18 protein-coding genes are annotated in these 18,601 nt (G+C 60.5%); 7 read left to right on the forward strand and 11 right to left on the reverse strand.

Going from position 1 to position 18,601, the window contains the following annotated elements; all coding sequences use genetic code 11:
* Window positions 1-87: 87 nt before the first annotated feature.
* The gene (locus tag I6J72_RS07035; protein WP_204098683.1) at window positions 88-912 is read right to left on the reverse strand and encodes a TatD family hydrolase; all 825 of its coding nucleotides are present in this window, start codon (window positions 910-912) and stop codon (window positions 88-90) included.
* Between the two features lie 289 nt (window positions 913-1,201).
* Between I6J72_RS07035 and I6J72_RS07040 the strand changes: the two genes are divergently transcribed.
* Window positions 1,202-1,705 (forward strand): GNAT family N-acetyltransferase, encoded by a 504-nt coding sequence (locus I6J72_RS07040; protein ID WP_070671598.1) that lies wholly within the window; start codon window positions 1,202-1,204, stop codon window positions 1,703-1,705.
* 74 nt (window positions 1,706-1,779) lie between these two features.
* On the opposite strand, the gene I6J72_RS07045 is transcribed toward I6J72_RS07040, so the two are convergent.
* From I6J72_RS07045 to rsmI, 4 genes are all read right to left on the reverse strand, one after another.
* The gene (locus I6J72_RS07045) at window positions 1,780-2,973 is read right to left on the reverse strand and encodes an MFS transporter (protein ID WP_204098684.1); all 1,194 of its coding nucleotides are present in this window, start codon (window positions 2,971-2,973) and stop codon (window positions 1,780-1,782) included.
* 5 nt (window positions 2,974-2,978) lie between these two features.
* Window positions 2,979-4,811: a methionine--tRNA ligase gene (gene metG / locus I6J72_RS07050; protein WP_204098685.1), complete on the reverse strand. Its 1,833-nt coding sequence runs from the start codon at window positions 4,809-4,811 to the stop codon at window positions 2,979-2,981.
* Window positions 4,812-4,918: 107 nt separating this feature from the next.
* Entirely contained in the window at window positions 4,919-6,766 is a 1,848-nt protein-coding gene (locus I6J72_RS07055) for a BCCT family transporter (protein WP_204098686.1), read from the reverse strand.
* 282 nt (window positions 6,767-7,048) lie between these two features.
* Complete coding sequence (gene rsmI, locus I6J72_RS07060) at window positions 7,049-7,909, reverse strand: 16S rRNA (cytidine(1402)-2'-O)-methyltransferase (protein WP_204098687.1); 861 nt, start codon at window positions 7,907-7,909, stop codon at window positions 7,049-7,051.
* A 56-nt stretch (window positions 7,910-7,965) separates the two neighbouring features.
* Between rsmI and I6J72_RS07065 the strand changes: the two genes are divergently transcribed.
* Entirely contained in the window at window positions 7,966-9,552 is a 1,587-nt protein-coding gene (locus I6J72_RS07065) for a dolichyl-phosphate-mannose--protein mannosyltransferase (protein ID WP_204100474.1), read from the forward strand.
* Between the two features lie 3 nt (window positions 9,553-9,555).
* Here the strand turns inward: I6J72_RS07065 and I6J72_RS07070 are convergent, their stop codons facing one another.
* Window positions 9,556-10,245 carry a zf-HC2 domain-containing protein gene (locus tag I6J72_RS07070; protein ID WP_204098688.1) on the reverse strand — a complete coding sequence of 230 codons (690 nt, stop codon included), beginning with the start codon at window positions 10,243-10,245 and terminating at the stop codon, window positions 9,556-9,558.
* Complete coding sequence (locus I6J72_RS07075; protein WP_039674551.1) at window positions 10,232-10,645, reverse strand: DoxX family protein; 414 nt, start codon at window positions 10,643-10,645, stop codon at window positions 10,232-10,234. The genes I6J72_RS07070 and I6J72_RS07075 overlap by 14 nt, the downstream gene beginning before the upstream one ends.
* Before the next feature lie 53 nt (window positions 10,646-10,698).
* Here I6J72_RS07075 and I6J72_RS07080 point away from each other — a divergent pair, with 53 nt between their 5' ends.
* Window positions 10,699-11,250 carry a methylated-DNA--[protein]-cysteine S-methyltransferase gene (locus I6J72_RS07080; protein WP_204098689.1) on the forward strand — a complete coding sequence of 184 codons (552 nt, stop codon included), beginning with the start codon at window positions 10,699-10,701 and terminating at the stop codon, window positions 11,248-11,250.
* 24 nt (window positions 11,251-11,274) lie between these two features.
* The gene (locus I6J72_RS07085) at window positions 11,275-11,913 is read left to right on the forward strand and encodes a DNA-3-methyladenine glycosylase I (RefSeq protein WP_239107234.1); all 639 of its coding nucleotides are present in this window, start codon (window positions 11,275-11,277) and stop codon (window positions 11,911-11,913) included.
* A gap of 78 nt (window positions 11,914-11,991) precedes the next feature.
* Here the strand turns inward: I6J72_RS07085 and glpR are convergent, their stop codons facing one another.
* The 4 genes from glpR to I6J72_RS07105 all read right to left on the reverse strand — a co-directional run bounded on the left by glpR (window position 11,992) and on the right by I6J72_RS07105 (window position 16,488).
* On the reverse strand, window positions 11,992-13,350 hold the full coding sequence (glpR, locus tag I6J72_RS07090) for a gephyrin-like molybdotransferase receptor GlpR (protein WP_204098690.1): 1,359 nt from the start codon (window positions 13,348-13,350) through the stop codon (window positions 11,992-11,994).
* A gap of 141 nt (window positions 13,351-13,491) precedes the next feature.
* Window positions 13,492-14,202 (reverse strand): GNAT family N-acetyltransferase, encoded by a 711-nt coding sequence (locus I6J72_RS07095; protein ID WP_204098691.1) that lies wholly within the window; start codon window positions 14,200-14,202, stop codon window positions 13,492-13,494.
* Between the two features lie 4 nt (window positions 14,203-14,206).
* Window positions 14,207-15,499 (reverse strand): gephyrin-like molybdotransferase Glp, encoded by a 1,293-nt coding sequence (gene glp / locus I6J72_RS07100; RefSeq protein ID WP_204098692.1) that lies wholly within the window; start codon window positions 15,497-15,499, stop codon window positions 14,207-14,209.
* A gap of 59 nt (window positions 15,500-15,558) precedes the next feature.
* Window positions 15,559-16,488, reverse strand: coding sequence for a UTP--glucose-1-phosphate uridylyltransferase (locus I6J72_RS07105; protein ID WP_204098693.1), 930 nt, complete (start codon window positions 16,486-16,488; stop codon window positions 15,559-15,561).
* A gap of 70 nt (window positions 16,489-16,558) precedes the next feature.
* Here I6J72_RS07105 and I6J72_RS07110 point away from each other — a divergent pair, with 70 nt between their 5' ends.
* The 3 genes from I6J72_RS07110 (at window position 16,559) to mscL (ending at window position 18,539) form a co-directional block, all read left to right on the forward strand.
* Window positions 16,559-17,125 (forward strand): 5-formyltetrahydrofolate cyclo-ligase, encoded by a 567-nt coding sequence (locus tag I6J72_RS07110; RefSeq protein WP_204098694.1) that lies wholly within the window; start codon window positions 16,559-16,561, stop codon window positions 17,123-17,125.
* A gap of 56 nt (window positions 17,126-17,181) precedes the next feature.
* Window positions 17,182-17,841 (forward strand): SAF domain-containing protein, encoded by a 660-nt coding sequence (locus I6J72_RS07115; RefSeq protein ID WP_115021475.1) that lies wholly within the window; start codon window positions 17,182-17,184, stop codon window positions 17,839-17,841.
* 278 nt (window positions 17,842-18,119) lie between these two features.
* Window positions 18,120-18,539: a large-conductance mechanosensitive channel protein MscL gene (mscL, locus tag I6J72_RS07120; RefSeq protein ID WP_115021474.1), complete on the forward strand. Its 420-nt coding sequence runs from the start codon at window positions 18,120-18,122 to the stop codon at window positions 18,537-18,539.
* Window positions 18,540-18,601 lie beyond the last annotated feature (62 nt).

Genomic DNA, 18,601 nt, shown 5'->3' on the forward strand with positions numbered 1-18,601 from the left:
GCGGCACACTCGTCACAGCAAACACGCCCGCCACCTCTGAGCAGCAGGTTTTCAAGGAGTGAAGATCGTCACACCTCGGGTAGGTAGCTAGATTCCAAAGACGCTCGCGAAGGTTTCCTTCACTTCAGCTGCCAACTCTTCCACGGCCTGACCACGCGCCTCAGCAATGCAGGTATAAGTGTGGCCAATAAGCGACGGCTCATTGCGCGCACCGCGGAAAGGCTCTGGCGTCATGTACGGCGCGTCGGTCTCAATAAGCAGCTGACCCGCCGGCGCAAGTGCCGCGGCTTGGCGCATCTCTTCGTTGCGTTTGAAGGTCACGTTGCCGGCAAAGGACAACACATAGCCGCGCTCAAGAGCTTCCTTGGCCACCTCCAGCGGAGAGGAGAAACAGTGCAGCATCACCTTCGGCGCCTCCGCACACTCCCCTAGTACTCGCATCAGGTCCTCATCGGCCTCACGGTTGTGGATCATGAGCGTCTTTCCTACCTTCGCCGCCAGCTCCGCATGCCAGCGCAGCGCTTCTTCCTGGACGCCAAGCGGCGCAGTGCGCTCCGGCTCGTGGTGGATCCAGTAGGTATCAAGGCCGGTTTCACCGATGGCCACGCAGCGCGGGTCCGCGGCCATCTCACTCAGCCGTGCGCGGGCAGCTTCATCTAGTTCGTGCGCCTTTGTCGGGTGAATCGCGCACGCGGCGTACACGTTGTCGAACTCGTGCGCCGCGGCCAGCGCCTTCTCCGCTTCTGCCAGACCATCACCTACGGTGACGATGCGCTCAACTCCAGCGGCACGAGCGCGGGAAACGAGGTCGACGTCAGCGTCGCGGCAGGAGGCGAGGTGCGTGTGGGCGTCGATAAGCTGGCTCAAACCTTCGGCGGGCACGGGCGTGGGGCGTGGCTTCTTTTTAGACATGGCTGCGAGTGTAGTCTTGCGCGCAGGTTAATCGGTGAAGCGGTAAACGCCGATGTCCCCCGCAGTGACCGCCACTCTACGTTGGGCTGGGCGCTCTACCACACCCCCACCTCGCTCCGAAGGCCCGGCTGGGAAAGTGGTACTCCTCGTGGCGGGGCGACGTCGCATCCATCAAGTTGCATGAGAACTTCGGCTTTGCCACTGTAGTAACTCTAAAAGAAGTCAGCCGCAAAGCTGGGCAATGGTTAGACCTTGCCCACTTGCAACTCATGGTTTAAGGATTACCCGTATGCACGTTCGCCCCGCAGTGCTTGACGACGCCCCCTCCATCGCCACCATCTACAACGCCGCTTCCGCCGCAACGCCGGCGGCCAACCTGGTGACCTGGCAGGAGTCCGTCGAGGACCGCAAGCAGTGGCTGGCACAGATGGAGAAAGACGACTATCCCGTTTTCGTCGCCGTGGACGACGACGAAATCGTCGGCTGGGCCGCGTACTTCCAGTTCGTTACTCCCGCCATCTATTACGGCACTGCGGAGGACTCCGTCTACATTGCTGAATCCGCACGCGGCAAAGGCGTGGGCAGTGAGCTCATGGCCACGCTCATGGATCACGCGCAGGACAACGACTACGTCCAGACCATGATCACCTACATCGTGGATACCAACGAGGCGTCCATTGCCCTGCACAAGAAGTTCGGCTTCGTAGAAACCGGCCGCATGCCCAACATCCACACTAAGGACGGCGTGCGCCTCGGCTTGGTTCACTTGCAGCGCGACTTCGACCGTTCCTAGTGCGGTGCCGCCAGCGGCGTGATGGCACCTTAAGAAGTGAATACAGAGTGCATCGCGGCGATGTGGCGCGCCGTCTAGGACACGAGCTCGTCGTCAATATAGACCCGCGCCGTCGCGCGCAGGCCTGCCACCAGCATGCATAGTGAGAGGACCATGAGGCCGATAAGCACGGCAGTCCAGTTGCCGGTGGCGCCGCGCACGACGCCAACAAGCAACGGCACGAGCCCCGCGAGGATGTAGCCGCCGGGCTGAACGAAGCCAGACAAGCGCGCAGTGGTCAACGCGCTGCGCGTACGGGCGGTGAGAAGAGCCAGTGCCAAGGGGAAGCACATGCCGCCAATTCCCATGAGGGATGCCCAGGCTAGCGGGGCGGCGTCGGCAGCCAGCAGCACACCGGCCCATCCTGCACACGTACACAGGGCAAGCACCACGGGCACAGGTGCCAACCGGTCCAGCCGCGAAATGAGCCACGGCATGACCACGCCGCCGACAATATTGAACACACCGATAATGGCTAAGGCCACGCTCGCGGTGTTCTCCCCCACGCCTTTGTCCACGAGCATGCGGGGCAGCCAACCCATCTGGACATAGGCCATGGTGGACTGCAGGCCAAAGAAGAAGAGCATCGCCACAGCAGTCGGCGAGGTGTACATGGGGCGTGGGGCGCCAGCACCGTCGACCGCACCGAGTGCCACATCGCGTCCCGCGCGCGGCAGCACCACGCTCCACGCGATAAGCTGAGCGACTGCCGGCAGGCACCATACCCACAATGCCCCTTGCCAAGTCTGCTGCGTCACCGCCGACAGTGGTCCCAACGCGCTGGAGACGCCCAGCATCGTGGTGTACGTCGTCATGAGCGCTACCAGCGTGCGGCCAGAGCCGTGCTGTTTAATCCACGCCGGAAGCAGGATATTCGCCAACGCAATCCCCGCCACCACGCACAAGGTGAGCGCGACGAACAGCGAGAAACTACCTACCCACGGGCGCAGCGCCAACCCCACAACGAGCGAGAGCGTTCCGGCTGCCAAAGTCCGGCTTAACCCCACGCGGCGCGCAATAGGAACGGCAGCTAGGCCCATCACGGCAAAGCACAATCCAGGCAGCGCGGTAAGAAGACCGGCTGCGCCGGAACTAATGCCAAAGTAGTCTTGGATTTGCCCTAAAACCGGCGCTACTGATGCAATGCCGGATCGCAAATTTACCGCAGTGAGGCACACGACGGTAAAGAGCAAGGCAGGCGCAAGAGTGCGCCGGAACGCCTGACCCACGAGAACTACTTCTGGACCGGGGCCCATTCCGGGCCGGTTTCACCGAGCTCAGGGTCGAGTTTGGCCACGAGTGGCTTCGGCTTCTGCAGCACCGTGCCGGGGGTGACGTCGATGCGCTGCCACACTGCCTGCTGGCCTGTGTAGTCACCCGTGATGATCGGGTATGGGTGGTTCTCCGGTGGGAGATTCACGCCGACGAGCTCAACCGGAATATCGTCAACGACGTCCTCAACACGTGGCTGCGCGGCCCACTCGCCCTCGCGGCCTAGGGTCTCGTGCACCTTCTGCGCAGTAAACGGCAGGAACGGTGTGAGCATGACGTTGCAGTCAGACACTACCTGCAGTGCCGTCCACAGGACGGTGGCCAGACGCTCGCGCTGGGTCTCATCCTTGGCCAGCTTCCAGGGTTCCATGGCGGCAACGTAGGCATTGGCCTCACCCACAACGTGCATGATGGCAGTCATAGCCTGCTTGAACTTGGACTGCTCAAGGAATTCCGCGGCGGTGGCGAAGGTCTCCTCAGACAGCGCCAAAATATCCTTATCGGCCTGTTCCAAAGCGGCCGGTGCCGGTACTTCGCCGAAGTTCTTGAACGCCATGGACACAGTGCGGTTGACCAGGTTGCCCCAGCCATTCGCCAGCTCATTGTTGATACGGCGGACGAACTCATCCCAGGTGAAGTCGGTGTCATTGTTTTCAGGTCCAGCCACCGAGATGAAGTAGCGCAAGGCGTCTGGACCAAACTCCTTGAGGAAGTCCTTGACATAAATGACCACACCCTTGGAGGAGGAGAACTTGGAGCCCGACATAGTCAGGTACTCCGAGGACACGATCTCCGTGGGCAGGTTCAGCTCACCATAGGTGTGCTCCTCCCCGCCCTTGGAGCCCTTGCCGGCGTAGCCCAACAGCTCAGCCGGCCAAATCTGGGAGTGGAAGGTGATGTTGTCCTTGCCCTGGAAGTAGTAGTGGCGAGCCTCCGGGTTCTGCCAGTACTGCTTCCACGCATCCGGGTTGCCGGTGCGGTAGGCCCACTCAATGGAGGAGGACAAGTAGCCGATGACGGCATCAAACCAGACATATAGCTTCTTCGCGCCGTTATCCTGCCAGCCCTCAACCGGAATCGGGATACCCCAGTCAATATCGCGGGTCATGGTGCGCGGGCGCATATCCTCCAGCAGGTTGAGGGAGAACTTCAGTACATTCGGGCGCCAATCCTCACGGGTCTTGAGCCACTTTTCAAGCGCGTCCTTAACGGAGGGAAGGTCGAGCAGGAAGTGCTCGGTCTCAATGAATTCCGGCGTTTCGCCGTTAATCTTGGACACCGGGTTGATGAGGTCCACCGGATCCAGCTGGTTGCCGCACTCATCGCACTGATCACCGCGGGCACCGTCGGCGCCGCAAATGGGACAGGTGCCTTCAATGTAGCGGTCCGGCAAAGTACGGCCGGTGGAAGGTGAAATGGCACCCTTGGTGGTTTCCTTAATCATGTAGCCGTTCTCATACAGTCCCTTGAACAGCTCCTGCACTACCGCGTAGTGGTTGCGCGTGGTGGTGCGGGTAAACAGGTCATAAGACAGGCCGAGCCCAGCCAGATCGGTGACAATCTGACGGTTGTAGCGGTCCGCTAGCTCGCGGACGGTCACGCCTTCTTTATCGGCTTGAACGAGCAGCGGGGTGCCGTGCTCATCCGTACCGGAGACCATGAGAACATCATTGCCGCGCATTCGTTGGAAACGGGCAAACACATCAGAAGGAACGCCGAAGCCCGCCACGTGTCCGATGTGGCGGGGTCCGTTGGCATAAGGCCAAGCAACATTAACGACAACTGTCTCAGTCATGCCCTCTACTCTATCGAACACCCCCTCACCGTACGTGCAGTGAGGGGGTGTAAAAAGAGGGCGCGGTGAGGCGCTTGACGAGCGACTCTTCGCCAGCGTTTTAAACGTTAGTGCTTCTGCTTCTGCTGGCGGCGACGCTCCTTGTAGGCCTGTGCGCGCTGGAACTCGCGGTGCAGACGACGCTCGCGGGCCAGCTTGCGCTGGAAGGCCTGGGATTCGCGGTACTCCTGGTAGATGACGTCATTGCTCAGGTCCTTGTAGATAGCAAACATGAGGCCAACGACGATGAAAAGGAAGGGCAAGGCTGCCACGATGGTGACATTCTGCAGGTTGGACAGTGAATCCTCGCTAGAGAGCAACAAGGTCAGGCCAACCGCAGCGGTGAGCACACCCCAGACGGCGGACAGCCACGGCTTAGCGGTGGTCGCACCAGACTGGGACATGGAACCCATGACGGTCGACGCGGAGTCTGCCGATGTGATGAAGAACGTTGCCAGTAGGATTGCGGCGACAATGCCAGCGATGAAGCCACCAGGGAGGTTCTGCAGAAGATTAAACAGCTCCTGCTCCGCCGAGTCACCCGAGATGGAGTTGCCGTTTTGTTCCATGTGGATGGCGGTACCGCCAAAGATGGCGAACCACACGGTGGACACACCAGCCGGTACGAGGAGCACACCGATGCAGAATTCGCGTACGGAGCGGCCGCGGGAAATGCGGGCCAGGAACATACCAACGAACGGAGACCAAGAGACCCACCATGCCCAGTAGAAGATGGTCCACGTGGACAGCCACTCACCAGCAGTACCGTTGTTGGACTCGGCGGTGCGAGCGATCATCTCGGTGAAGTTGGCCAAGTAGTTACCAATAGAGCCAGGGATCTGGTTGAGGATCGTCACCGTGGGGCCCAGGATGAACACGAAGATGGCCAGCAGGGCAGCCAGGACCATGTTGGCGTTAGAAAGGTACTGAATGCCCTTGCCCACGCCGGACATCGCGGACAGGATGAAGGCTAGGGTCAGCACGAGCACGATGCCAATGACCACGCTCTGGGACGGATTCTCAATGAGACCGGATGCCTCAAGGCCCGCCTGGATCTGGGTAGCGCCGAGACCCAGGGAGCAGGCGGTACCGAAGACAGTGGCGAAGATGGCCAGGATGTCAATGATCTTGCCCACGGCACCGTCAGCATTGCGCTGACCGATGAGCGGCACAAAGGTCTGGCTCAGCAGCTGCTTGCGGCCGATGCGGAACGTCGAGTACGCAATGGCCAGGCCGACGATGGCGTAGACCGCCCATGGGTGCAGCGTCCAGTGGAACATAGCAGTGGCCATGGCCGTACCGACTTCATGTTCACCATGACCGGGAACGCCGTTCTTGAAGTAGTTGAGTGGCTCGGACGCACCATAGAACATCAGACCAATGCCCATACCGGCGGCGAACATCATGGCAATCCACGACACCGTGGTGAACTCGGGCTCTTCGTTAATCTCACCCAAGCGAATGGTGCCGAACTTCGACAATGCGATGAAGAGCACGAAGACGACGAAAATGGTGCCGAAGAGCACGTAAGCCCAACCAAAGTTGTTGACCACGAAGCTCAGCGCGTTGCTGGCGAAAGTACCGAAGTTATCCGGTGCAGCAAGTCCCCATGCCACGAACGCGGCGACGAGGATGCCGGCGAAGCTCACAATGGTCCAATCGATTGGCGAGTCAATACCGCCGGGGCCAAAGTCCTCCTCCGCCGTGTCCTTCTCTTCTGCCGGAACCGTGTGGTCGTCTGGGTTGAAGGACTTGTTGGTGAGCATGTCCTGGAGCTGGCTCGTGGCCGAGGCAGCCTCGAGGCGCTCGTCAACGGTATGGTATCCATCCGCCGCGTTCGGGGAGCTAGCTCCGCTTGGGACGGCCGACGACACCTCCGTGTCCTTTAGCTTGTCTGCATTGGTCGAGTCTGTCATAGCTTCAGACCTTGGTGTTATCCCACCAACTAGTCAACCTGCGAACTGCGTAAAAATGCACTGTAGACCGCAGATATGCCTGGAATGGGCGCCATGGCCTGTGCTTTTCGACGCCTCCCCTTCCCCATCCCGGGCCGTCAACCACCCGCGACTGTGCAGATGACGGCGCATTTTAGGCCACCACACTGAGTGAACACAGGCGGGATCTATAACGAAGCGATAACAATTGGCGTAAAAGAGACTGTGCTCACCACCATCCGTCGATGCTAGATAATCCCACACCTACGGCTTCTGCTCACCACGGGCGGAAAGATAGGCGTCATACAGTTCGCGGTTTGACCACTCAGTACCGGCGGCCGCCTGCTTGCACGCATCCTTGGCGCGTACACCGCGGTCGACCTCGGTGCGAACCTGCGCTACGAGCTCGTCCAGCGAGGCCGGTTCGGCCGTGCCGCCTTCGATAACCACGGTGATTTCGCCCCGCGCATTCTCTTCGGCCCACTCCGCCAACTCACCCAAAGTGCCGCGCTTGACCTCTTCGTAGGTTTTAGTCAGCTCGCGGCATACGGCAGCGCGGCGTTCGGTGCCGAGGATTAAGGAGGCGTCGGCAAGCGTCTGCGCCAGGCGGTGTGGCGACTCAAAGAAGGCAATCGCGCGGCGCTCACCTACCAAAGACTCCAACCACGCCTTGCGGGGGCCAGGTTTGCGTGGAGGGAAGGCATCGAAAAGGAAGTGCCCGACACCCAGGCCTGAGAGCGCCAAGGCAGTAGGCACTGCCGAAGGTCCGGGGAAGCAGGTGACCGGAACACCCGCCTCCACTGCAGCATCCACAATGGAGTGGCCAGGGTCGGACACGAGCGGCATGCCGGCGTCTGAGACGACGAGGACCGTACCCGTGCGGGCAGCGTCCACGAGCATGCGGGAGCGTTCCGCCTCGTTATGGTCAAAATTGGAGACCACCTTGCCGCGGATCTCCGCCCCTAAGGCAGCGGCCAGATTGCGCACGCGGCGGGTATCTTCCGCGGCAATGATATCGGCGTGGCCCAACGCCTGAATGAGGCGTGCGGACGCATCACCGGGATTGCCCAGAGGAGTCGCGGCGAGAATGACACCGCGCGGCAAAGGTTCAAGCTGAAGACTCATACTCCCCAGCATGGCACACGCACGCTAAACTCTTCCGAGTGAGTATCGCAGAGCCCATCGCCCGACCCGTCCGACAGGACCGCAAGGATGTGTCCGGTCGTTATACCCGCCCGGCACCGCCCGCACCCCGTCACTACGTGTGGACCCGCTCGGACACCATCAGCACGGCCATCATCGCCGTGCTGGCGTTCATCACGCGTTTCGCGGGCCTGCGGGCGCCAGTCTCTGAAGGAACCCCGGTCTTCGATGAGAAGCACTACGTTCCCCAAGCCTGGGACATGGTCACCAGCTGGCATAACCTCTTTTTGGGCGGCATCGAATCCAACCCCGGATACGGCCTTGTGGTGCACCCGCCTCTCGCCAAGCAAATTGTGGCGCTCTCCGAATCAGTCTTTGGCTATACCCCTATGGGCTGGCGGTTCATGACCGCCCTCTTCGGCGTCGGCACCGTGCTGCTCACCATGGCTCTGGCTCGCCGTCTCTCTGGTTCCTGGCAGGTAGGTTTCCTGGCGGGTCTCCTAGCAGTGTGCGATGGTGTGCTGCTGGTGTCCTCAAAGTTCGGCATGCTCGATATCTTCCAGGTCTTCTTTGTCGTCGCCGCTGCGTGGGCCCTAGCTCGCGACCACCAGCAGATGCGTGAGCGCCTCCACACTGCATTCATCACCGGGACGATGGGAACGTCCGACTTCGGTCCGCGTTTTGGTTTCCGCTGGTGGCGCTTCACCGCCGGCGTTTTCTTGGGCCTTACCCTGTCAATAAAGTGGTCTGGCCTGTACTACATCATGTTCTTCGGCCTCATGAGCGTCTTTTCCGATCTGGCCCTACGCCGTCTCTACGGCGTTCGCCGCTATGTCGTCGGCACTCTGATTCGCGATACTCCGGCGGCACTAGCTTCCCTCGTTGCTGTGCCCGTGGCGCTCTACGCGTGGTCATGGCGCGCGTGGTTTGCTGATGAGACTGCTGTATACCGCCATGCCAAAGTCGACGGCACCATCGAAGAGGGCTCTTGGCTCCTACACCTCCCAGAGCCGATTGCCGGCTGGTTCTACTACCACTCCTCAGTATTGGAGTTTCACGCCTCACTGACATCCTCAGGCGGCCACAGCCACCCATGGGACTCCAAGCCGTGGGCCTGGCTGGTGGCAGCGCGCCCCATTCTCTATTACTCCTCCACCGACCTCACCTGCCGGGGAGGTGGCGAGTGCCGCAAGATGCTGTTCCTCTTTGGTACTCCCGCCATTTGGTGGCTGGTGATCCCCGCTGTGCTGTGGGGCCTGTGGTCGCTCCTCGTGCGCCGCAACCGAGCTTTCCTTATTCCACTCGTGGGCGCGGCAGCCGGTTTCTTGCCGTGGCTCATGGTTTTTGACCGCCAGATGTACTTCTTCTATGCCACGGCTTTTATCCCCTTTGTCATCGTGCTTATCGCCCTCGCTTTGGGGCAAATGATTGGTCGTGGACGCGAGCTCACATGGCCGTGGATTACGTCGCTCTTTGGCTCCGCGGTCCCCCTGGGCACCTTCCTCACAGTGTGCTACGCCGCGCTGGTGGTAGCCATGTTCGCGTACTTCTCCCCTATCCTCTACGGATTCATGATTCCCGAGTCCTGGTATCACTCGATGATGTGGCTACCGTCGTGGACCTAGTCCCTAGCGGGGGCTCGCAGTAAGCGCGCGGTACACATCGCGCAACACAAAGCCTCGGTCTGCAGCCCACGCCCAGCCAAGTCCGGCAGCAGCCAAACCAGTAGCGATGAGAATGTAGATCTGGCCAGCGCCCACGGTGCCCAATGCGAAGTCGCGCATGGTAAATCCGAAGAGGAAGGCAAACATGGTGCACACCACCGGCAACAGGCCAGGCGCCGATGCTGGACGCCATGCGGCAAAGCCTAATCCACTAGCCAAACCGAAACGCAGAGCGGCTGCGTCCATAAGCAGGCGGGCACGTTCCGGATCCGCTCCTTCCGCGAGGGTTCCCTCGGTACCAGAGGTGGTCAAGCCGGCAGCACTCACGACGACCACGATGGCCCATACGAGGAAAACAGCGGAAAGAACACCAAGACTCACCCGCGCCAGCGTCAGCGATGCCTGACGAGCGCTGGAGGCGCGCTGCCATTCTGGTTCTACGCCGGCGAGGATGACCTCAGACAAATCTCGCGGAGGTGCCCCCGCCGGTTCCACCTGACTCAACGAACGTGACAACGAGGCGGCCTTATCGCGGAATGCGGCACACTCCGCGCACCCAGAAACATGCGCCTCAATGACGTCCGGCGATAGTTGGGGGACTTCACCATCAAGCTGTGCGGAGATAGCCGCCTGCACTTGCTCATGCGTCAGCACGGCTTAACACTCCATCTACGCTGGCGCGGCCGGAACCGAACACGACGATCATGAGCAGGGACACGATGAGGACCAACGGATACTCGATGCCGCCATCCGCACTAAAGAGTCCATTGCCCAAGTGCACAAAATACAGGGCACAGGCCATAAGAAGAGCCAATGCACCTGCAACAAACGTGGTGAGCAATCCCACGACAAGGGCCGCTCCACCAATCATTTCCGCGATGCTGGCCAAGTAGGCCGACAGTTGCGGTTGCGGAATTCCCAGTGCAGAGAATTGGCCGGTGGTTTCATCCATGCCGGTAAAGAACATTTTGTCCACGCCGTGTGCCACAAAGATGATTCCCAGCACTGCGCGGAGGATGAGCAGTGCGGCATCGCGAACGGCGGGTCGATTCATGCTTCATAGACTACCCTGGATGCCCACTGCCCCACGAAAGGACTCCCCACACCATGCGCGCTTGGCTTAGCGTGGATTCGCCCGTTGGCCCACTTACCCTCGTCGCAAGCGTTGAGGGCTTGTCCCACGTCTACTTTCGCACCGAGGAACCTGACCTCAGCGAAGCCACGAAAGCCACTCGCGTCACGAACGTCGAGCTTGCCCACGACGATCAGAATGAGGACACAGCATTGACGGTGCTAAGCGACGCCTCCCGGCAGCTCGCCGAGTACTTCGCGGGCAGTCGCAAGAGTTTCGAGCTGCTTCTCGACGTCCCCACTCCCCCACTCACCTTCCGCAGCCGTGCCCAGCACGTACTACAAAGAATTCCCTATGGCGGGCGCTGGACGTATGCCCAGCTAGCCCAGGCAGCGGGAAGCGCCGGTGCGGTTCGGGCAGCGGGCAGTGCCTGCGCCACCAACCCGCTGCCCATCGTGGTTCCCTGTCACCGGGTGGTGCGCGCGGACGGCCATATTGGCGCCTATCGCGGTGGCCCAGATATCAAGACCTTCCTCCTGAAGCATGAACAACGCCACATTCGCGAGCACACCAGCGGGAACCGCTGAGCTGCCCGCGCAGTCTAATAAGGTATGACTGTTACAGAGATGACACCACCCACACCTGAGATGACGAACGATACGGGACTTGTTTACGGCGAAGACGGCCTCGGCCGCCCCGCTTGGGCAGTGGCTTCACCGCTGCTCAAGCACTATTACGACACGGAATGGGGCATGCCCATCCACGAGGAATCGGGGTTGCTGGAGCGCCTCTGCCTCGAGGGCTTTCAAGCTGGATTGAGCTGGGAGCTCGTGTTGCGCAAGCGCGAGGCTTTTCGGGAAGCTTTTGTGGGATTTGATGCGGATTTACTCGCCAGCTTTGGTGATGAGGAAGTTGAACGTCTCATGGAGAATGAGCGAATTATACGTAATCGGCTGAAGATTACCGCCGTGCTCACCAACGCCAGGGCTACGGTGGCCTTGCGCGAGGAAGGCGGGCTCGATGAGTTTATATGGAGCTTCCTCCCGGAGGAGACCATCGCCCCCGAACGGGAGGAAGATATCCCCAAGTACACGCAGGAAGCTCAAGACATGTCCAAGGCTCTCAAGAAAGCTGGCTTCAAATTTGTCGGCCCTGTGATCTGCTTTTCGCTCATGGAGGCCATCGGTATGGTCGATGCCCACCTCGTGGGCTCGCACCGTCGAGGGACCTCCGGAATCTGGCCGGCTTAACTAGCCTCCTCAGAGATGCCCGAGTCGCCTCAGGTACCAGACGTGGTAGAGGATTAAGGGCAGGCTAGTCCTTGGGAGTTAACCCACGCGGCGCGCGGCGAGGTCATCACGGCGTTGACGTGGTGAGCTGTGGGGGCCGTCAAAACCGCCATCGCTATCGTCCTCGTCATAGACCGGCAGGTAGTCGAAATCGGGGCTTTCATCGTCGATTTCCAAGACGAGTGCGCCCGGTCGGCGAAGGTTCGGCGGCAGGGACTCAGCGGGGTTGTCCGCGTTCCGCACGCCAAGGCGTGCGCGGCGCAAGTGGTAAACACGGCGACGCAGCAGCTCCTGCTCGCGGCGCACCTGGGAGCGCAGGGCCACCAGGTAGATAGTGGTGATGGCACCAGTAATGCCGGCGAACCACCACGTCCATCCGCCCACCACGATGCCGAGGCACACAGTGGCTACCACGGCGATGGCCAAGCCAATGAGCGTGCGCTGACGGCGCTGATAACGAGTTGCTGAGGCCTCCTTCTCCTTGACAGGGTCCCAACCGCCGCGTCCGAGCCGGCGTTGTGCGAAAGCAAGTTCTTCCGCGGAGAGTTCAGTATCGGAGTCACTGGTCATCCGCTTGTCAGCGTCCGAGTCTGCCGTGATGGTCTCGCTCACGGGTAGGGCAACTCTAGACTCGGCGGCGTCCGATTCTCCAGCTCCCTCAGAGCCGTTAGAACCGGCCGCAGCGTTGGCGCCGTCGGCCACGTCTGAGTACTCCGGCGCATCGATCGCTCCTGGGTACAGAAGGTCCACCGGTGAGGTGTAGGTTTCATCGTGCTCATAAGCGTCCTCAGCCACGGAAGCATTAACCGGAACCGTGAAGACCTCAGCCGCGGAAGCATCAGTGCGGCCGGTGGCATTCTCCACGCCCTCTGCGTCTTCTGCGCGCTCCTCATCCACGATCACGTCGTCGTCATCGTCGTCATCGTCCTCATCTTCTAAGTCGGCTTTCGCGTCAGCCTGCGCAGCGCTGGCAGGCACCGCCTGAGCATTTTCCGCACCGTCTGTGCCAGCGTCGCTATCGATGCCGTCCTCAAACTCCGTGGCTGCTTCGACCACTTCGCCGTCGATAGTCGCCGCAACAGTATCAGCATCCTCCGCTTCCCCACGGGAGGATTCCGCGGAGCGGGAGCTATCCGCAGCGGGATCATCAGCAATAACCAGTTCGTAATCAGCGTCTGCGTCGTCGGCCGAACTGTAACTGCTCGGACGCACGTCGTCCTTACCAAGTCGCGGCTTGCGGCGCCCAAGAACCGAACCGGAGTCCCCCTCAAAAAGCACACGCGTCTCTTCAAATGCCTCACCGGTGTGGCTCATTGGGCGCTGGGAGCGTAGCAACCAGGGCGCGAGAATGAAAAGCCACACCACAATGACGAGAATGATGGGCACAGTGGTCATCATGAGGAGGGTCCCACTTTCCAGGGTCGACGAAAAGGGAGTACAACTAGGCCCCCACTCTAGCCGCCCACGGGCTCATTTCGGGCATTGTCGGCCGCAAAATTACAAGGTTGTGACTTATGTGAAAGCAGAGGTAGTTAAGCTTTAGACAACTCGGCCGGCCGCCTGCAGACGCTCCACTGCACTGGACGCAAAGTCCTCCCGGTTAAGCGCCAAGAAGTGATGATCACGCCACGCGCCATCGATATGAAGATTGCGGCGCAGGAAACCTTCATCCCGGAAGCCGTTATTGTGCAGCACTTTGCCGGAGGCAGGATTTTCTGGAAGGTACGTCGCAGTAACGCGGTGCAAGCCAACGCGGTAAAAGGCATGATCCACCCCCAGGGCGCAGGCGGCGGTAGCGATGCCTGCGCGATGCACACCCGAATGTACCCAGTAGCCAATCCAGCATTCACTGACACCACCGTGCTGGATATTGCCTAAGGTCAGTTGGCCACGAAACTGCCCATCGACCTCAATGACGAGGGGAACGACGGTCCCTGAACGCGCCGATTCGCGCAGGAACATCAAATGGTTCCACCAAGCGGACTGGGAATGCGCGGAGGCCCACTCCGTCGGCAGCGTCGGCTCCACGGGTTTGAGAAAATCACGGTCCTCAATGCGCTGCTGACGCCACGCACTACCGTCACTGCGCAACAATGGGCGCAGCCGCACGTTCAGGCCTTGAGGGAAAGCCGCGGTGCCCCGCATTCTTAGCGAAGGTGTAGCCTCCGGCCAGCCGGGGTGGTCAGGATTGACCGCACCGCTGGCAGGTCTCGACAGCCGTCCGGCGGCGGTTCCAAAGGGATCGAGCATGGCCCTAGCTGCGTTGGGTTAAGAACATGACGTCGACGACATCGCCCGGACGAATCTCCGTCACATCCTCAGGAATGCGAATCATGGCGTTGGCCTCGGACAAACCCGCAAGCAAGTGGGCTGGTGCACCCGAGGCGCCGCCGAGACCTTCCACCAGGTAGTCGGACGTTTCTGCATCGCGCATGAGGCGCGCACGAATAAACCCGCGGCGGCCGGGACGGGATTCCACATGGTTGAGTACTCGTGCTCGCACCACGCGGCGCTGACCAGAGCGTTTGCCCAGTGACAGCTTGATGAGTGGGCGAACAAAGACTTCAAAGATGACGAGAGCCGACACCGGGTTCGATGGCAACAGGAACGTCGGAATGCGCTCCTCACCCAAGAGCCCAAAGCCCTGAACTGAGCCTGGGTGCATTGCGACGCGAGAGGTATCGACATCACCAAGCTCATCAAGGACCTCACGGATCTCCTCCGCACCGGCACCGCCCACGGCCCCTGAAATAACTAGGACTTCACTACGCGCCAGATAAGTCTCCAGTGCTTCGCGCACGCGGCGCGGTTCACCGGCCGCGATACCCACGCGCTGTACGTCGGCACCTGCTTCCTTAGCGGCCGCCGCCAAGGAGTAGGAGTTGACGTCAAACACCTGCCCAAGACCGGGTTCGCGATCAATGTCAACAAGCTCTTTGCCGTAGGACACGATGGTCACGCGCGGGCGCGGATAAGCCAGAACCTTGGAACGGCCCACTGCCGCGAGCAATCCAATCTGCGCTGGTCCCAGGATCGTTCCTGAAGATACCGCGACATCGCCGGGCTGGATATCATCACCCACACGGCGCACGAAATCGCCCGAACGCACTGGACGGTGCGCGGTGACGCGCTTGCGGCCGCGATCTGACCATTCAAGGGGAAGGACGGCGTCAGCGAGAGTCGGCAACGGCGCACCTGTATAGACACGAACCGCCTGCTTAGGCTGCAAGCGAAGCGGCTGACGGGAGCCTGCGGGTACCTCGCCCACCACCGGAAGGGAACGCTCGACTTCCGGCTCCGCAGCAGAGCCATCGACGTCCTCTTCGGACTGTCGTGAGCGAGCTTTGAGCGCCCTTTCACCACCGACGTCGACGGCACGGACAGCGTAACCGTCAATCGCTGCCTGCGGAAAACCCGGCAATGGCTGGTTGGCCTGCACCTCCTCGGCACACTTGAGACCCAGAGCATTCGCGATAGCGATGCGCACCGGTTCCGGGGTCACCGCTGCATCAAGAACAAATGCCATCTGGTCATCGACCGAACGCATAAACCGCCTACCTTTGTTGTGGGCTCTTCAGGGATGAACTAGATCATAATGCGCAGAGGCTAACCCTTGAGGCCGTTCTCTGCCTCATATTCATCCATGATCTGCTTAATCGCCTTGTACAGTGCCGGACCGTACTTATGATCACGCAGACCAAAATCGACGTTAGCTGGGATATAACCACCCGGGTTACCCAAGTCATGGCGCTTACCTTGGTGTACGACGACATGAACCGGGTGCCCCTCGGTGATGAGCAGCTCAATGGCATCAGTGAGCTGCAATTCGCCGCCCTTACCAGGTTTAATTCGGCGCAAAGCATCAAAAATCTGACGGTCGAGCAGATAGCGGCCAGTTGCCACGAGATTAGACGGTGCGTCCTCCGGGTCGGGCTTTTCCACCATGCCGACGACCTTTTTCACACCCGGGACATTGGTGTCCTCCACATCAAAGACGCCATAGTTAAACGTCTCTTCACGGGAGACCTCGAAAGCACACAGCACGCTGCCGCCTAGTGCAGCACGCACGCGCGCCATCTCCCCCATTACGGTGGCGGGGAGAACAATGTCATCCGGCAACATGACGGCGAAGTACTCCTCGTCATCACCCAAAACGGATTCTGCCAGCCCCACCGCGTGCCCCAATCCCAGTGGCTTCTCCTGAGGGACGGAAATGGGGTGGATTAGCTGGGAGGCGCGCTTAACCTTGCCTACCTGTTCGTCTTTGCCGCGGGAATCAAGAGTATCGACGAGTTCAGGAAACTCCTCGAAGTGACGCATCACTTCCTGTTTGTTCGGCGCGGTGATCACAGCCAGGCGCTGGGCGCCGACGGACGCGGCTTCCTCCGCGATCAGCTCAATACCCGGCGTATCTACGACGGGGAGCAGCTCCTTCGGCACAGTTTTTGTGGCGGGCAGAAAGCGGGTGCCCATGCCGGCAGCGGGGACAACAACCGTGGCGATCCCTGTCGAGGAATCCTCATGTGCAATAGCCATAGATTCCAGTTTACAATGCGTCCACCGCGTCACTGCGCTGCGCTACGCGACCATTCTATGATTTATATCCATGACAACTTCCACTAAGGATGCTCTCAGAGCCCAACTTCTCCACGCTCGACGCACACGGAGTGCCGAGCAGCGCGAGGAGGATAATCAAGCCTGGTGTAGAGGGGTACGTTCCCTGTTGACTCCCGAAATGAAGGTGGCTGCTTACTATCCACTGGGAACGGAGCCTGGCGGTTCGGCGTTTGTGGACACTGTCCAGGCAGCCTGCGCGCAGGTGTATCTGCCTATTTCCGCTCCACAGGGCCAGTTACTGTGGTCACTGTACGACGGCCCACACTCCATGCGCCCTGGCGCGCTAGGTATTGCGGAGCCCATCGGCGAGCGCCACTCGAGTTCGATCCTGGCAACACTGGACCTCATTCTGGCCCCAGCTATGGCTGTGAGCCCCTCCGGTATGCGGCTGGGTAAAGGCGCCGGCTATTACGACAGAGCCCTTAGCCCACTGCCAACGGGGCACCCGCCGGTTGTCGCGCTCGTGCACTCCACAGAAGTTCGCGAGGTGCCTTGTGAAGAGCACGATCGCCCCGTGGACGGCATTCTTACTGAGCGCGAGATGCGTTGGTTATAGAGCTCTGGGAATAGCACTCTGGGAACCGACTGAACCTAGGCCCAGTCTAAGAAGGCATGGACTTTCTCCAGCTTCTACGCACACCGGGGCACCGGCGCAGCGTTCTCCTGCGCCGCGTACTGGCCTGCGTTTTGCTCGTGGCCGCTGGTCTCAGCGCTGTGGCCTCGACACGTGAGCATCCCCATACCGTTGTCATGGCTCGAGAGGTCAGCGCGGGTGAGAAACTCACACGCGATGATGTCTCCCTAGCCCGCGTCCCTTCCTCCCTGCTTCCTGCCACCGCTGTGGGCAGCAACCCGGAAGACGTGGTGGGCCGAGTGCTCCTGGCCTCCGCCAGCCCAGGAGAAATCCTCACGACGACGCGCCTGCTGAGCTCAGATCTCATCGCAGATTTCGGTATGGAAGATGCCCATCTCATCCCACTCACGTTGGCTGAACCTGAGATAGCTTCGAATCTGCACCATGGCGATACGGTCAACATCGTTGGTGGCAGCAGCACAGGTGAGGCAGAAGCACTAGATGTCGAGTTCTCTGCCGTACATGGTCCAACTATCGCTAGCGGTGCGCGTGTAATCTCCGTAGGCACAACTGATGACGGTGCGAGGGGACGCACATTGCTCGTTGCGCTCCCGGCAGATGCCGCAGAAGCCGTCGCGGCAGCCTCCCTGGCCCAGCCGCTTACGGTCGTCATTGTGGGCGACCGGGCACACAGCTGACCACAACTGTGATAGTCGGCTCGTTTAGGCGCAACGCTGTCTCTACATCTTGCCGGTATCACCACAAACGGACTACGGTATCTCTGTCCACCCTAGGCGCCACAGCCCAACAGCGCAGACGCTGCTGACGGCACCGCGCCGCCACGTGGCCTCTCATCACAGTAATTTTCCACTCAGCCTCGCCTCTTTCTCTAGAGTTTTCCTACTGCCGCACCGATCGCCCTGCGTTCGACCGCGCCGCAGTAAGTCGCGAGGCTATAGCAGATAAGGACATTCCTATGCTCAAGGGCTTTAAAGATTTCATCATGCGCGGCAACGTCATCGAACTCGCCGTAGCAGTCATCATCGGTTCTGCCTTCACCGCAATTGTCACCGCCGTGACGGATCACCTCATCCAGCCGCTCATCAACTCTTTTGGTTCTGCGGACGTTGGCGCTCTCGGATTCGCTATCACTGACAACCCGGATACCTTCCTCGACTTCGGCGCAGTGATTACCGCCGCCATCAACTTCCTCATCATCGCCGCTGTGGTCTACTTCGGCATCGTTGCGCCGATTAACGCACTGACCGAGCGCGCTAAGCGCCGCCAGGGCGTGGACCCGGAGGAAGCTGCCCCGACCTCCGAGCAGCTCCTAGCCGAAATCCGCGACCTTCTCGCTGCTGAGAATGGTGGCACCACCAACACGACGACCAAGTAGGTTCGGCTGTTCACAAGCGTTCACGCTTGCTGTAAGGCCAGCCCTTTCGCGGAGAAAGGGCT

It is taken from the genome of Corynebacterium sp. FDAARGOS 1242, from assembly GCF_016889985.1.
GTDB lineage: Bacteria > Actinomycetota > Actinomycetes > Mycobacteriales > Mycobacteriaceae > Corynebacterium > Corynebacterium minutissimum_B.

Coding starts and splice junctions, on each gene's coding strand:
- metG (WP_204098685.1), bottom strand. CDS start 4,811: ATGACTGAGACAGTTGTCGTTAATGTTGCTTGGCCTTATGCCAACGGA.
- I6J72_RS07080 (WP_204098689.1), top strand. CDS start 10,699: ATGCGCGCTTGGCTTAGCGTGGATTCGCCCGTTGGCCCACTTACCCTC.
- glpR (WP_204098690.1), bottom strand. CDS start 13,350: ATGATGACCACTGTGCCCATCATTCTCGTCATTGTGGTGTGGCTTTTC.
- I6J72_RS07095 (WP_204098691.1), bottom strand. CDS start 14,202: ATGCTCGATCCCTTTGGAACCGCCGCCGGACGGCTGTCGAGACCTGCC.
- I6J72_RS07035 (WP_204098683.1), bottom strand. CDS start 912: ATGTCTAAAAAGAAGCCACGCCCCACGCCCGTGCCCGCCGAAGGTTTG.
- mscL (WP_115021474.1), top strand. CDS start 18,120: ATGCTCAAGGGCTTTAAAGATTTCATCATGCGCGGCAACGTCATCGAA.
- I6J72_RS07115 (WP_115021475.1), top strand. CDS start 17,182: ATGGACTTTCTCCAGCTTCTACGCACACCGGGGCACCGGCGCAGCGTT.
- I6J72_RS07085 (WP_239107234.1), top strand. CDS start 11,275: ATGACTGTTACAGAGATGACACCACCCACACCTGAGATGACGAACGAT.
- I6J72_RS07110 (WP_204098694.1), top strand. CDS start 16,559: ATGACAACTTCCACTAAGGATGCTCTCAGAGCCCAACTTCTCCACGCT.
- I6J72_RS07040 (WP_070671598.1), top strand. CDS start 1,202: ATGCACGTTCGCCCCGCAGTGCTTGACGACGCCCCCTCCATCGCCACC.
- glp (WP_204098692.1), bottom strand. CDS start 15,499: ATGCGTTCGGTCGATGACCAGATGGCATTTGTTCTTGATGCAGCGGTG.
- I6J72_RS07055 (WP_204098686.1), bottom strand. CDS start 6,766: ATGACAGACTCGACCAATGCAGACAAGCTAAAGGACACGGAGGTGTCG.
- I6J72_RS07075 (WP_039674551.1), bottom strand. CDS start 10,645: ATGAATCGACCCGCCGTTCGCGATGCCGCACTGCTCATCCTCCGCGCA.
- I6J72_RS07105 (WP_204098693.1), bottom strand. CDS start 16,488: ATGGCTATTGCACATGAGGATTCCTCGACAGGGATCGCCACGGTTGTT.
- rsmI (WP_204098687.1), bottom strand. CDS start 7,909: ATGAGTCTTCAGCTTGAACCTTTGCCGCGCGGTGTCATTCTCGCCGCG.